Source organism: Escherichia albertii (genome assembly GCF_028622335.1).
GTDB lineage: Bacteria > Pseudomonadota > Gammaproteobacteria > Enterobacterales > Enterobacteriaceae > Escherichia > Escherichia albertii.
The window spans coordinates 393,978-408,514 of record NZ_CP117568.1 but is presented as its reverse complement, the minus strand read 5'-3'; the positions used below and the strand labels follow the sequence as shown (position 1 = coordinate 408,514).

The following is a 14,537-nucleotide window of genomic DNA, read 5'->3' as shown; positions in this document are numbered from 1 at the left end:
TTGCCGCGTCAGACAGATTCGCGTAAAACTGTCAGCCGCTCTAATGGCCACCAAAATAGACAATTATGTTTCAGGACAACCCGCTGCTAGCGCAGCTTAAACAGCAACTGCATTCCCAGACGCCCCGCGCTGAAGGGGTGGTAAAAGCCACAGAAAAAGGCTTTGGCTTCCTGGAAGTCGACGCGCAAAAAAGTTATTTCATTCCGCCGCCGCAAATGAAAAAAGTCATGCATGGCGACAGAATTATCGCGGTGATCCACAGCGAAAAAGATCGTGAATCCGCAGAACCAGAAGAACTGGTTGAACCATTTTTGACCCGCTTCGTCGGTAAAATTCAGGGCAAGAATGACCGCCTGGCCATCGTCCCTGATCATCCATTATTGAAAGATGCTATTCCTTGCCGTGCGGCCCGTGGTCTGACTCACGAGTTTAAAGAAGGCGACTGGGCGGTTGCTGAAATGCGCCGCCATCCGCTAAAAGGCGATCGTTCCTTCTATGCGGAATTGACGCAATATATCACCTTCGGCGACGACCATTTTGTGCCGTGGTGGGTCACCCTGGCACGCCATAATCTGGAAAAAGAAGCGCCAGATGGTGTTGCTACCGAAATGCTGGATGAAGGTCTGGTGCGTGAAGATCTGACCTCGCTGGATTTTGTCACCATCGACAGCGCCAGTACGGAAGATATGGATGACGCCCTCTTCGCCAGGACATTGCCGGATAACAAGCTGCAACTGATTGTGGCGATCGCCGACCCAACCGCGTGGATTGCGGAAGGCAGCAAGCTGGATAAAGCCGCGAAAATTCGCGCATTCACCAACTACCTGCCGGGCTTCAACATTCCAATGCTGCCGCGTGAGCTTTCTGACGATCTCTGCTCATTGCGTGCCAATGAGGTACGTCCGGCACTGGCATGTCGGATGACGCTGTCCGCTGATGGCAGTATTGAAGATGACATCGAGTTTTTTGCCGCTACTATCGAATCCAAAGCCAAACTGGTTTATGACCAGGTTTCTGACTGGCTGGAAAACACCGGTGACTGGCAGCCAGAAAGCGACGCAATTGCTGAACAAATTCGCCTATTAGCGCAAATTTGCCAGCGCCGCGGCGAATGGCGTCATAACCACGCGCTGGTATTTAAAGATCGCCCGGATTACCGTTTTATCCTCGGTGAAAAAGGTGAAGTACTGGATATCGTTGCCGAACCACGTCGTATTGCTAATCGTATCGTCGAAGAAGCGATGATCGCCGCCAATATTTGTGCGGCCCGCGTACTGCGCGATAAACTCGGCTTTGGCATCTATAACGTGCATATGGGCTTCGATCCAGCTAATGCCGACGCGCTGGCAGCGCTGCTGAAAACGCACGGCCTGCATGTCGATGCTGAAGAAGTGCTTACGCTGGATGGTTTCTGTAAACTACGTCGTGAACTGGATGCACAACCGACCGGTTTCCTCGACAGCCGCATCCGTCGTTTCCAGTCTTTTGCAGAAATCAGTACCGAACCTGGTCCTCACTTTGGCCTCGGTCTGGAAGCATATGCCACCTGGACTTCGCCGATTCGTAAGTATGGCGATATGATCAACCATCGTCTGCTGAAAGCCGTCATTAAAGGTGAAACGGCGACGCGTCCGCAGGATGAGATCACTGTCCAAATGGCAGAGCGTCGTCGTCTCAACCGAATGGCGGAGCGTGATGTCGGTGATTGGCTGTACGCTCGTTTCCTGAAAGACAAGGCGGGGACTGATACTCGTTTTGCGGCGGAAATCGTCGATATCAGCCGTGGTGGTATGCGTGTGCGTCTGATCGACAATGGCGCTATTGCCTTTATTCCGGCACCATTCTTACACGCTGTACGCGACGAATTGGTTTGCAGCCAGGAGAACGGCACCGTACAAATCAAAGGTGAAACGGTTTACAAGGTGACTGACGTTATCGACGTCACTATTGCCGAAGTCCGCATAGAAACCCGCAGCATTATTGCTCGCCCGGTAGCATAACCCCCTTTCGCGGCCCATTCATTACAGATGGGCCGTTTGTTTTACTCTCCCCTGCATTCTTTTATCCCCAACTTTTTTAACGGACTTTCGTTTGAAAACTGGCGTTTTTTCAAAACTGGATTACAAATAAATATATAAAAAAAACAATGCGTTTAGCCGCCGTTAATTTTATGTAAGTCATGTTGGACCTTTCATTTAATTGCGGGGGACCGCGGTTAACCCGAGGGGAGGCATCATGAAAACCGTTAGGGAGTCTACAACGTTGTACAACTTTCTCGGATCGCACAACCCATACTGGCGTTTGTCGGAAAATAGTGATGTTTTACGTTTCTCCTGTAACGAAGCAACGGAACCAGAGCGGACTCTGCTGTTATCTGCGGAACAGGCTGCACGTATCAGGGAAATGACGGTCATCACGTCTGGTTTGATGATGAACTTAGTCGTCGAGGAGAGCGACCTCTCTGTTCATCTGGTAGGCCGTAAGATCAATAAGCGTGAATGGGCCGGGAATGCGTCTGCATGGCATGACACACCTGCGGTAGCCCGCGATTTATCGCACGGACTATCCTTTGCTGAACAAGTGGTTTCTGAAGCGCATTCTGCAATTGTGATTCTGGACAGCCGGGGAAATATCCAACGTTTTAATCGGTTATGCGAAGAATATACCGGACTAAAAGAGCACGATGTCATTGGACAAAGCGTGTTTAAATTGTTTATGAATCGCCGCGAGGCTGCTATCTCACGGCGTAACAACAGTGGTTTTTTCCGTAGCGGCAACGCTTATGAAGTGGAACGCTGGGTACAGACGCGTAAAGGCCAGCGATTGTTTCTGTTCCGCAACAAATTCGTACATAGCGGTAGCGGTAAAAATGAAATCTATTTGATCTGCTCCGGCACCGATATCACCGAAGAGCGCCGTGCCCAGGAACGACTGCGAATTCTGGCTAACACTGATAGCATCACCGGATTGCCGAATCGTAACGCAATGCAGGAGTTGATCGATAACGCCATTAAGCAGGCGGACGGCAACAAAGTTGGTGTGGTTTATCTTGATTTAGACAATTTTAAAAAGGTGAATGATGCCTACGGACACGTGTTTGGCGATCAGTTATTACGCGAGGTTTCACTAGCTATTTTAAGCTGCCTTGAGCAGGATCAGGTACTGGCACGCCCAGGCGGCGATGAATTTCTGATACTCGCGCCAAACACCTCGCAAAGCGCGTTAGAAGCGATGGCGTCGCGCATTTTAACCCGTCTTCGCCAGCCCTTCAGTATTGGTTTAATTGAAGTCTATACTGGCTGTTCAGTCGGCATTTCACTTTCTCCGCAACATGGTATGGATAGTGCAGCCATTATTCGCCATGCCGATACGGCAATGTACACGGCGAAGGAAGGTGGCCGTGGGCAGTTTTGCGTTTTTTCTCCAGAAATGAATCAACGAGTATTTGAATATCTCTGGCTGGATACCAACCTGCGTAAAGCTCTGGAAAACAATCAGTTAGTCATTCACTATCAACCCAAAATCACCTGGCGCGGTGAAGTACGAAGTCTGGAAGCATTGGTGCGCTGGCAATCGCCCGAACGTGGATTGATTCCACCGCTGGACTTTATTTCCTACGCCGAAGAGTCCGGGCTAATTGTCCCTTTAGGCCGCTGGGTTATTCTTGATGTCGTACGCCAGGTGGCGAAGTGGCGGGATAAAGGCATCAACCTGCGAGTAGCGGTGAACATCTCTGCGCGGCAACTTGCCGATCAAACCATTTTCACCGACCTTAAACAGGTCCTTCAGGAACTTAAATTTGAATACTGCCCTATTGATGTCGAGCTAACCGAAAGTTGTCTGATTGAAAATGATGAACTGGCGCTGTCCGTTATTCAGCAATTTAGCCAGTTAGGGGCGCAAGTACATCTGGATGATTTCGGCACCGGCTACTCTTCGCTTTCTCAACTGGCGCGCTTCCCTATCGACGCCATAAAACTCGATCAGATTTTTGTCCGTGATATTCACAAACAGCCGGTTTCGCAATCGCTGGTACGTGCGATCGTTGCCGTAGCCCAGGCGCTGAATCTTCAGGTGATTGCGGAGGGGGTAGAAAGCGCAAAAGAAGACGCCTTTTTAACCAAAAATGGCATCAATGAGAGGCAAGGTTTCTTGTTTGCAAAACCGATGCCCGCTGTCGCTTTTGAACGCTGGTATAAACGTTATCTGAAACGTGTATAAAAAGACGAACTCATCTACTTAACGATATATAATCTCGCCACATATCGTATCCGCAAATGATAATTATGCCTTGCCGTTAATCACTTCTCTTTTAACGGCAATTTTTGCATTATTCATTTTCATCTTTTGCCATAAGGATGCCCTTGATGTCTGAATTTGCTGCCCAGCACATTGCCGAACGTATTGATATCGTGTTAGATATCCTTGTGGCAGGCGATTACCACTCTGCGATCCATAATCTCGAGATACTTAAAGCAGAACTCTTGCGCCAGGTTGCTGCATCTACGCCAGACATTCCGAAAGCACCGTGGGAGATTTAACAATCGTGCTTTCAGGTTTCCCTCTTTAAGGATGCCCGGCGCGTCAGCATTTTTTATTGAGTATTATAACGTTATAAGAATTACAGCGATGAATTCCCGACAACAAACAATTCTACAGATGGTCATTGACCAGGGGCAGGTTAGCGTAACCGAACTGGCAAAAGCCACCGGAGTTTCTGAAGTTACCATTCGCCAGGATCTCAACACTCTCGAAAAACTTAGCTATCTGCGCCGCGCGCATGGTTTCGCCGTATCGCTTGATAGCGATGACGTTGAAACCCGAATGATGAGTAACTTCCCTCTGAAACGTCAACTTGCCGAGTTTGCCGCTTCATTGGTTCAACCGGGCGAAACCATCTTCATCGAAAATGGCAGCAGCAATGCCCTTCTGGCCCGTACGTTGGGTGAGCAGAAGAAAAATGTCACCATCATTACTGTGAGTAGTTACATTGCGCATTTACTGAAAGACGCCCCCTGTGAAGTCATCTTACTTGGCGGCGTGTATCAGAAAAAAAGCGAAAGTATGGTTGGCCCCTTGACACGTCAGTGTATTCAACAGGTTCATTTCAGTAAGGCTTTTATTGGTATTGACGGCTGGCAGCCTGAAACCGGATTTACTGGCCGTGACATGATGCGTACCGATGTGGTTAATGCGGTGCTGGAAAAAGAGTGTGAAGCAATAATCCTGACTGACAGCTCCAAGTTTGGCGCCGTACACTCATACTCTATCGGCCCGGTGGAGAAATTCAATCGGATCATAACCGATTCGAATATTCGCGCCAGCGATTTTATGCATCTTGAACGCAGTAAACTGACGGTTCACATCGTCGATATTTAATTTTTTCTTTCCCCACGGATGATTTGCTTTTTCGCAAATCATCCGCTCTAAGATGATTCCTGGCTGTTAATTAAGACTATTTACCTGTCGCAAATACCTCAAGGTTGTAAAATTAATATTAGCGATATAACAGGAAGTAACTATCACTTTGCGTGATATAACCCTGCGCGAGAGGATTTCACGGAAATAACTTTATCAGACGGCGTCTTAACTATTATAGTTAAAGAGAGCTTACTTCCGTGAATCATAAATTCAGGAGAGAGTATTATGTTTATAACGAGCAAAAAAATGACCGCGGCTGTTCTGGCGATTACGCTGGCTATGTCTCTGAGTGCCTGTTCCAACTGGTCTAAACGAGACCGCAACACCGCGATCGGCGCGGGCGCAGGGGCTTTAGGCGGTGCAGTACTGACTAATGGCAGCACGCTGGGTACGTTAGGCGGTGCAGCAGTCGGTGGTATTATCGGTCATCAGGTTGGTAAATAACTGTAAATAAATAACGGTTAACAACTCGTAATTATAATACGCTTTACTCTACTCAGAGCAAAAGAATCGAATAATACATACGATAAATTAAATCGAGCCACGGAGAACATCCGTGGCTTTTTTGTTAACCGCCAGCAAGTTTAACTTTCATCCCTTTGGCTTCAAGCAATGATTTTAATAAATCACGCTTATCGCCCTGGATTTCGATAATCCCGTCTTTTACTGCCCCGCCACAGCCGCATTTTTTCTTCAGTTCTGCCGCCAGCTTCGTCAGTTCAGTATCATCGAGATCGATACCCGTTATAAGACAAACGCCCTTACCTTTACGTCCACTGGTCTGACGCTGAATACGCACTACGCCGTCGCCTTTAGGGCGCACAGGTGCGGCTTTCGGTTCGTCGATACGTCCAGTCTCTGTTGAATAGACCAGACGGCTATTGGAATCACTCATCATGCACTCCGTTGTAATGAAGCGTTGATCGCTTTCAGCGTTTGCTCTGGATCTACTGATTGAGTAACCGGGCGCCCGATTACCATATAATCAACTCCGGCAGCCAGTGCCTGTTCTGGCGTCATAATACGGCGCTGGTCGCCAACATCACTCCCCTGCGGGCGAATACCAGGGGTAACAAGTTTGAAATCCTGACCAAATGCTTGTTTAAAACGTACCGCTTCCTGAGCCGAACAAACTACACCATCAAGACCACATTTTTGCGTCAGCGCTGCCAGGCGTTCTGCGTAATCTGCAGGTGACAGTGTCACGCCAAGATCAGCCAGATCGCTGGCTTCCATACTGGTCAGCACGGTTACCGCTATTAACAACGGCGCATCTTTACCAAATGGAACCAGCGCTTCTCGTGCCGCGGTCATCATCCGCGCACCGCCAGAGGCATGAACGTTCACCATCCACACGCCTAAATCGGCGGCGGCAGCCACGGCATGCGCCGCAGTGTTAGGAATATCGTGGAATTTCAGGTCGAGGAAAATATCAAAACCGCGCTGTTGCAGTTCACGAACAAACTGCGGTCCAAACAGCGTAAACATCTCTTTGCCTACTTTCAGGCGACAATCGCGTGGGTCAATCTTGTCGACAAATGCTAACGCAGCATCACGATTATTATAATCGAGGGCAACAACGACAGGAGAGTTCGTCACAGCACAGGAAGAAGATGAAGCAGATAACGTCATGACCAGACCTTCTTGATGATGGGCACCGGAAGTGGCGCAAACAGGTAAACGGCGTGCATTCTACCCGTGGAAATAAAAAATTAACAGGTGCGATTACTCCCCTGTCAGGCTTTTTCACTCAGGTGTTACCGAAGCAAATCGTAAAAATAAACTTTAGTATGTTGTAACTAAATTCGGAACTTTTTAAAAATTAAAGACCATCAAGGCCACGAATTGGTTTAATGGTCGACCATGCCCGACAAGACGGACAATGCCAGTAGAGCGTGTAAGCGGTAAAACCACACTTCTGGCAGCGATAACGCGGCTTACTACGCACCTTCTCGCCCACCATGTCGCGCAGAACCATCAAACTCTCTTTGGCGCGCCCTTCTTCCGCTTCGTTAAGATGGTAATCCATCAATTTATGGAATACGCGCATCGTCGGATGACGTTGTAGCTGGCGTGTAATATAGACCTGCGCGGCTTCACTACCATCGCGCGCTTCGATGATGTCAGCAAGCATCAGTTCAGCATCGGCACCGGTATTTTCTTCCACCGCACGCTGGAGAAACTCGGCCCATTCAGCTGTTTTACCCAACTGCTGATAACAGGTTTGCAGCATTTCCAGTGTTTCGCTGACCAGTTCCCGGTCCTGGGAGATGACGCGTTGCAGGCTTTCAACCGCTTTTGCGTATTCCCCCTTCGCCATAAAGACACGCCCCATCATGATGGACACGCGAGCGCTGTTTTTGTCGGTTGCGGCCCCTTTTTTCAGTAAGGTCATTGCACGATCAAAATCGTCGCTGGCCATGTGCTGCAGAGCCAATTCGCAATAAAAATGGGCAATTTCGACGCGCTGTTTATCTTTACCCAACTTCACCAGTCGTTCTGCGACATCAATCGCTTTCTGCCATTCGCTGGTGGATTGATAGATTTGCAAAAGCTGTTGCAATGCGCCAACACGGAAGTCAGTTTCATCAGTCAGTTGATTGAACATATCTTCCGCACGATCGTACAACCCGGCAGCCATGTAATCACGCCCCAGTTGCTGAATTGCCAACAGGCGCTGTTCATAGGTCAGCGAAGCACTTTCCATTAAGGTTTGATGAATACGAATGGCGCGATCGACTTCGCCGCGCGAACGGAACAGATTTCCGAGCGTAAGGTGAGCTTCAACGGTGCCTGTGTCCTCTTTGAGCATATCAAGAAACAGGTCTACCGCTTTATCCTGTTGGTTACTAAGCAGGAAGTTAACCCCCGCAACGTAATCACGCGACAGGCGGTTGGCTTCATCTTGCTTGTTTTGTTGCGCACTTCTGCGGCCCATATACCAGCCATAGGCAGCGGCGACAGGCAAAAGCAGAAACAACAACTCCAGCATAGGAAGTTATTCCTTCGCCACTGACGAATGAGGCGCCGCCGCCACATCAGTCGCGGGTGAAAGCTGGTTTTCCAGTCGCTTTATTTTACGTTCAGCGCGCGCCAGAGAAACACGAACTCGCAACCAGAACAGGCCGCAAATCAACCAACCAATAGCAAAACCCGCAGCAAACAATACCGCCAGCAATGTGGAGACCCGATATTCCCCTTGCGCTAACAGATAATTAAACGTTACCTGTTGATCGTTCTGCGCACCTAATGTGACCGAAATCACGAAAATCGCCAACACCAATAAGAAAATGAGTAAATATTTCACATTACTTCCCGTTATGTGGTTAAAGCGAATAAATTATGGTCAACTTACCGCAATAGCCCTTTAAAGTACCATTTTCGCGCCGTCTGCGAAATGGTATCCACGTGTATTGTTGATGATTTAAGGGCTAAATTCGGAAAATCAACCAGCGTTAACTTTCCCGTTCTCGTTGCGCTATTTCGCGATTTTCGTCCGGCGGTGGTGTTAATGGCCCACAAATACGCTGCGCAAGCCAGGTCGCCACCGCTACCAGCGCCCACGAAATTAACGTAGCTACCACTAAATCACGCGGCCAATGCATCCCGAGCACCAGACGGCTCCCCATCACTCCGGTCGCCCAAACCAACAATAGCGCAATAGTTACAGTACGACGGCGCGGCCACAGCAAGCCAACGGCCATTAGCGCCCAACTGGCAGCGAACATTGTGTGACCGGAAGGGAAAGCAAACCCCGTCTCTTTCTGCCAGTGAGTGCGCAAATAGTCCGGGATCATTTTCTCTTCAGCCAACTGTTCTTTCACTAAATTTCCACGTTCTGCACGCTTTAAAGTGTAGAACTCATCAACCGGAATATGATGTGTTTTTTCCAGCCAGATAACAAAAGGCCGTGGTTCCTGAACGCTGTCTTTAATCCAGGATTTTATCCCCTGTCCTGTAAGGATCGCCGCAGCAAGAAGAGCAAACAACATCATTGCCGCTTTGATGCGAAAACGCAGACACCAGAGAAACCAGCCGAATAAAATCAGGTGCGTAATGACGCCCCAGGGCTGAGTGACCGTTTCCGTGACCCAAAAGGCCATTTTCAGCAACCCACTTTGCTCCCCTGGTTGCCAACGCCAACCAGAAATCCATACCGCTATCGGCATAATCAGTAATAGTGCCGCTCCTGCAGCGGTACGTCTGGCAATCGAACGCATGGGCTCTCCTTTTCTATAAGCCTCACAATCATAACTGAAAATGTCTGTTCCAGGAAAAATTGACAGATTTGTGCCATTCCGTGAATCATTGATACGTCGTAATTAGGTGAACACCTCCGCGTTATGGCAAAATAAGCCAATACAGAACCAGCATTATCTGGAGAATTTCATGCAGCTTAAACGTGTGGCAGAAGCCAAACTGCCAACCCCATGGGGCGATTTCCTGATGGTGGGATTTGAAGAACTGGCAACCGGACACGATCATGTCGCGCTAGTCTATGGCGATATTTCCGGGCATGTCCCGGTGCTTGCGCGCGTCCATTCCGAATGTCTGACCGGTGACGCCCTGTTCAGCTTGCGCTGCGATTGTGGCTTCCAGCTCGAAGCGGCGCTGGCGCAAATTGCCGAGGAAGGCCGTGGTATTTTGCTGTATCACCGTCAGGAAGGTCGTAACATTGGCCTGCTGAATAAAATTCGCGCTTACGCTTTACAGGATCAAGGTTACGATACTGTCGAAGCCAACCACCAGTTAGGTTTTGCCGCTGATGAGCGCGATTTCACTCTTTGCGCCGATATGTTCAAGTTACTCGGCGTCAATGAGGTTCGCCTTCTAACCAATAACCCGAAAAAAGTCGAAATTCTGACCGAAGCAGGAATTAACATTGTTGAACGTGTTCCGTTGATTGTCGGTCGCAACCCAAATAACGAACATTATCTCGATACTAAAGCCGAGAAAATGGGGCATTTATTCAATAAATAACCCTCGCTTGATACAGACTTAATATGCTTGTCGGATGCTCACATCCGGCAAGCACAGGCCTGTCACTTCAACATATTACGAATGACATAATGCAAAATGCCATCGTTCTGGTAATAGGTTAATTCTGTCGCCGTGTCGATGCGGCAGCGACACGGCACCACTTCCTGTCGCCCATCATTTCGCATTAGCATCACCGGAACCGTTGCCCCCGGTTGCAAATTTTGCAGATCGACAATATCAATCGTCTCTTCACCAGTCAGCCCGAGCGTTTTACGCGTTACGCCTTGCGGAAATTCCAACGGCAAAATCCCCATCCCGATTAAATTAGAACGGTGAATACGTTCAAACGATTCAGCAATAACCACGCGAATACCAAGCAGGCGTGGCCCCTTTGCCGCCCAGTCACGGCTGGAGCCTGAGCCATACTCTTTCCCGGCAATCACTGCCAGCGGCGTTTTCTCTTGCTGATAGCGCATTGCAGCATCATAAATAGAGATAACATCGTTGCCGGGTAAATGGCGCGTCATGCCGCCCTCAATACCCGGCACCATTTCGTTCCGAATGCGAATATTGGCGAATGTGCCGCGCATCATTACTTCATGGTTGCCACGCCGCGAACCGTAGGAGTTAAAATCTTTGCGCTCAACGCCACGACTTTGAAGATATCGTCCTGCCGGACTGTCTGGCTTAATACTTCCTGCTGGAGAGATATGATCAGTGGTAACCGAATCTCCCAACATCGCCAGAATACGCGCGCCGTGAATATCTTCTGGTGGAACTGGCGTAGCCTGCATTTCATCAAAGAAGGGGGATAACCGAATGTAGGTTGAGTCATCCTGCCAACCGTAGGTATCGGATCGCGCAACATTAATCTCTTTCCACTCCGCTGTCCCTTCAAAAACTTCCGCGTACTCTTTACGGAACATTTCTGTAGAGACTTGCTCTACCGCACGGGCAATTTCTTGAGCCGATGGCCAGATATCTTTCAGATAAACCGGATCGCCTTTACGATCGTGGCCGAGAGGATCGGTAGTCAGGTTGATATTCATATTGCCCGCCAGCGCATAAGCTACCACCAGCGGCGGCGAAGCCAGCCAGTTAGTTTTAACCAGCGGATGAATACGTCCCTCAAAGTTACGGTTGCCAGACAGCACCGCCCCTACGGTTAAATCCCCTTTTTTGATGGCGGTTTCGATAGGTTCAGGCAGCGGACCAGAGTTACCGATACAAGTAGTACAGCCATATCCCACGAGGTTAAAGCCAAGCTCATCAAGATACGGTGTCAGTTTGGCTTTTGCCAGATAGTCAGAAACAACTTTTGAGCCGGGTGCCAGTGACGCTTTGACCCACGGTTGCTGCTTCAGGCCCAAAGTTACGGCTTTTTTCGCCAACAAACCAGCCGCCATCAGTACTCCGGGGTTGGAAGTATTGGTGCAAGACGTTATCGCAGCGATGACGACTGCGCCATCAGGCAATTGATACTGATGACCGTTCATAACATAATCAACGGGCTGGCGATCTTTCTGCACGGCATTCACTTCCAGTTCGTTACTGGCGGCAAATGCTTTTGGTACATCGGGCAACGCAACACGATCCTGTGGACGTTTTGGTCCGGCAAGACTCGCTTCAACGTCATTCATATCCAGTTCTAACGTACTGGTAAAAATCGGTTCATCTCCCGGATTACGCCACAGACCTTGCGCTTTGGCGTATTTTTCAACCAGTTCGACCTGCTCTTCACTGCGACCACTTAAACGCATGTAATCAAGGGTGATCGCATCGATTGGGAAAAAGCCGCAGGTTGCACCATATTCTGGCGACATGTTGGCAATCGTTGCGCGATCCGCCAGTGGTAGCGAATCCAGGCCATCGCCATAAAATTCGACAAATTTACCGACCACACCGTGTTTGCGCAGCATTTGTGTAACGGTGAGAACAAGGTCCGTGGCAGTGATACCTTCACGTAATTTACCCGTGAGTTTAAACCCCACCACATCAGGAATAAGCATAGAAATCGGCTGGCCTAACATCGCTGCTTCCGCCTCGATCCCGCCAACGCCCCATCCCAGCACGCCAAGACCGTTAATCATAGTTGTGTGCGAGTCAGTACCGACCAGCGTATCTGGATAAGCAATCCATTCACCGTTCTGTTGTTCACTCCACACCGCCTTGCCGAGATATTCGAGGTTAACCTGATGGCAAATCCCTGTACCGGGCGGCACAACACTGAAGCGGCTGAATGCCTGCTGGCCCCATTTCAGGAAGACATAACGCTCGTGATTACGCTCCATTTCCAGGCGAACGTTCTCCTCGAATGCTTCATCATCGCCAAAGCGATCAACGGTCACCGAGTGATCGATAATCAGATCGACTGGTGAAAGCGGATTCACCTTCGCTGTATCGCCACCAAGACGTTTTACCGCTTCGCGCATCGCCGCAAGATCAACGACAGCAGGTACGCCAGTAAAGTCCTGCATCAGCACTCTTGCCGGACGGTAAGCAATTTCACGATTGGCATGGGCGTTTTTCAACCATCCGGCCAACGCCTGAATATCTTTTCCGGTAACGGAATTGCCGTCCTGCCAGCGCAACAGGTTTTCAAGCAGTACTTTGAGTGACTTCGGCAGACGGGCGATATCGCCCAGTGATTTAGCAGCAAGCGGCAGGCTGTAGTAGTGGTAAGTTTTATCTTTGACCTGCAACGTGTCCTTACTGGCTTCTCGTAGGGTTAACGACATAGCTCCTCCTTAATGACAGGGTTTGCGATGCCCTGATTCTCTTCAGGGTGAATATTAAAGATAACACAAACATCACGTAACGATTTGATAACAACTCAAATTGATAAAAGAGAAGAAACCTTGCGGAGATAAAAAAGAAAACCTCGCCGTAGCGAGGTCAGAAACGAGTAAGAGAGGTAAAGCGATTGATATGATTGATAAAAAGATGAGACAAATCCCAACGAAACTCATATAAAAACGCCGGAAATAATGCCAATAATTATTTCTCCGGCAATTTGATATCTTTAAACATGGCCTCAATTTCTTCATTGGAACGCAGCGCCACAGCGGCATCGACGACATCTCGCGTTAAATGCGGTGCAAAACGCTGAATAAAATCATACATATAGCTGCGTAAAAATGTACTGCGACGAAAACCAATTTTAGTTGTGCTATGGCTGAAAATATCATGTGCATCGACACGAACTAAATCAGGATCAGAAACCGGATCAACGGCCATGCTGGCAATCACCCCTACCCCCAGACCTAACCGGACATACGTTTTAATGACATCGGCATCTGTTGCCGTAAAGACAATTCGCGGCGTCAGCCCTGCGCGATTAAAGGCTGTATCCAGTTCGGAGCGTCCGGTAAAACCAAAGGTATATGTCACCAACGGATACTGCGCCAGTTCTTCAATTGTGATGGCATTTTTTCCCGCGAGCGGATGGTCTGGAGTAACGACAATAGCCCGGTTCCAGTGATAGCATGGCAGCATCACTAAATCTTCATATAAATGAAGAGCTTCCGTGGCGATAGCAAAATCGGCATTGCCTTTAGAGACAGCATCGGCAATTTGCGTCGGCGACCCCTGATGCATATGCAAAGAAACGCGGGGATAACGCTCAATAAAACCTTTGATGACGTTTGGCAACGCGTAGCGTGCCTGGGTATGAGTGGTAGCGATATACAGCGAACCTTTATCCGGCCAGGTGTGCTCTCCGGCAACAGATTTAATGGCGTCCACTTTTGACAGAACTTCACGAGCGATGCGGATAATTTCCTGCCCCGCTGGGGTTACCTGAGTCAAATGCTTACCGCTGCGGGAAAAGATTTGGATGCCCAACTCATCTTCCAGCATTCTGACTTGCTTACTGATCCCAGGTTGTGATGTATAAAGTCCTTCAGCTGTTGATGAGACATTCAGATTGTGATTGACCACCTCAACAATATAGCGAAGCTGCTGTAATTTCATGTTAAACCATCCACTTAGACGCCATCAGTACATCGTTTTTTAGCCATTCCTGAAATATGGCTAATACGATTTAATAATAAAAAAAGTGTTAACTATAACCACTATATCATTTATAGCTTTAGTGTATAGGTGTGAGGAAAAAATAATATAAAACGCAAAAAGGG

General features: G+C 48.8%; 13 protein-coding genes and 1 pseudogene. 6 read left to right on the top strand and 8 right to left on the bottom strand.

The features are described 5' to 3' along the window. Positions 1-65: 65 nt before the first annotated feature. Positions 66-2,000 (top strand): exoribonuclease II, encoded by a 1,935-nt coding sequence (locus tag PS053_RS01995; protein ID WP_000484957.1) that lies wholly within the window; start codon positions 66-68, stop codon positions 1,998-2,000. 112 nt (positions 2,001-2,112) lie between these two features. Here the strand turns inward: PS053_RS01995 and PS053_RS01990 are convergent. Next, positions 2,113-2,181 (bottom strand): annotated as a pseudogene (locus PS053_RS01990) (hypothetical protein); the annotation flags it as partial. A gap of 54 nt (positions 2,182-2,235) precedes the next feature. On the opposite strand from PS053_RS01990, the gene pdeR reads away from it, so the two are divergent. From pdeR to osmB, 4 genes are all read left to right on the top strand, one after another. Further along, positions 2,236-4,221 carry a cyclic di-GMP phosphodiesterase gene (gene pdeR / locus PS053_RS01985; protein ID WP_059224324.1) on the top strand — a complete coding sequence of 662 codons (1,986 nt, stop codon included), beginning with the start codon at positions 2,236-2,238 and terminating at the stop codon, positions 4,219-4,221. A gap of 146 nt (positions 4,222-4,367) precedes the next feature. Next, positions 4,368-4,541 carry a YciZ family protein gene (locus tag PS053_RS01980; protein ID WP_001288320.1) on the top strand — a complete coding sequence of 58 codons (174 nt, stop codon included), beginning with the start codon at positions 4,368-4,370 and terminating at the stop codon, positions 4,539-4,541. 88 nt (positions 4,542-4,629) lie between these two features. Next, positions 4,630-5,379: a DNA-binding transcriptional regulator YciT gene (gene yciT / locus PS053_RS01975; protein ID WP_001088633.1), complete on the top strand. Its 750-nt coding sequence runs from the start codon at positions 4,630-4,632 to the stop codon at positions 5,377-5,379. Between the two features lie 267 nt (positions 5,380-5,646). Further along, the gene (gene osmB / locus PS053_RS01970; RefSeq protein WP_000471009.1) at positions 5,647-5,865 is read left to right on the top strand and encodes an osmotically-inducible lipoprotein OsmB; all 219 of its coding nucleotides are present in this window, start codon (positions 5,647-5,649) and stop codon (positions 5,863-5,865) included. A 124-nt stretch (positions 5,866-5,989) separates the two neighbouring features. Here osmB and yciH read toward each other — a convergent pair whose 3' ends face one another. From yciH to pgpB, 5 genes are all read right to left on the bottom strand, one after another. Beyond that, positions 5,990-6,316 (bottom strand): stress response translation initiation inhibitor YciH, encoded by a 327-nt coding sequence (gene yciH, locus PS053_RS01965; RefSeq protein ID WP_010332626.1) that lies wholly within the window; start codon positions 6,314-6,316, stop codon positions 5,990-5,992. After that, a complete protein-coding gene (gene pyrF, locus PS053_RS01960; RefSeq protein ID WP_000175533.1) occupies positions 6,316-7,053 on the bottom strand; it encodes an orotidine-5'-phosphate decarboxylase in 738 nt (245 codons plus the stop codon). Before pyrF ends, yciH begins: the two co-directional genes overlap by 1 nt. Before the next feature lie 190 nt (positions 7,054-7,243). Further along, the gene (gene lapB, locus PS053_RS01955) at positions 7,244-8,413 is read right to left on the bottom strand and encodes a lipopolysaccharide assembly protein LapB (RefSeq protein ID WP_103053519.1); all 1,170 of its coding nucleotides are present in this window, start codon (positions 8,411-8,413) and stop codon (positions 7,244-7,246) included. A 6-nt stretch (positions 8,414-8,419) separates the two neighbouring features. Then, positions 8,420-8,728 carry a lipopolysaccharide assembly protein LapA gene (lapA, locus tag PS053_RS01950; protein ID WP_000876304.1) on the bottom strand — a complete coding sequence of 103 codons (309 nt, stop codon included), beginning with the start codon at positions 8,726-8,728 and terminating at the stop codon, positions 8,420-8,422. A gap of 148 nt (positions 8,729-8,876) precedes the next feature. Next, positions 8,877-9,641 (bottom strand): phosphatidylglycerophosphatase B, encoded by a 765-nt coding sequence (pgpB, locus tag PS053_RS01945; protein ID WP_001256520.1) that lies wholly within the window; start codon positions 9,639-9,641, stop codon positions 8,877-8,879. A gap of 169 nt (positions 9,642-9,810) precedes the next feature. On the opposite strand from pgpB, the gene ribA reads away from it, so the two are divergent. Further along, positions 9,811-10,401 carry a GTP cyclohydrolase II gene (ribA, locus tag PS053_RS01940; RefSeq protein ID WP_001176300.1) on the top strand — a complete coding sequence of 197 codons (591 nt, stop codon included), beginning with the start codon at positions 9,811-9,813 and terminating at the stop codon, positions 10,399-10,401. Positions 10,402-10,463: 62 nt separating this feature from the next. Here ribA and acnA read toward each other — a convergent pair whose 3' ends face one another. Both acnA and cysB read right to left on the bottom strand, forming a co-directional pair. After that, positions 10,464-13,139, bottom strand: coding sequence for an aconitate hydratase AcnA (gene acnA, locus PS053_RS01935; RefSeq protein ID WP_256879151.1), 2,676 nt, complete (start codon positions 13,137-13,139; stop codon positions 10,464-10,466). A gap of 259 nt (positions 13,140-13,398) precedes the next feature. After that, positions 13,399-14,373 (bottom strand): HTH-type transcriptional regulator CysB, encoded by a 975-nt coding sequence (cysB, locus tag PS053_RS01930; protein WP_000776257.1) that lies wholly within the window; start codon positions 14,371-14,373, stop codon positions 13,399-13,401. Positions 14,374-14,537 lie beyond the last annotated feature (164 nt).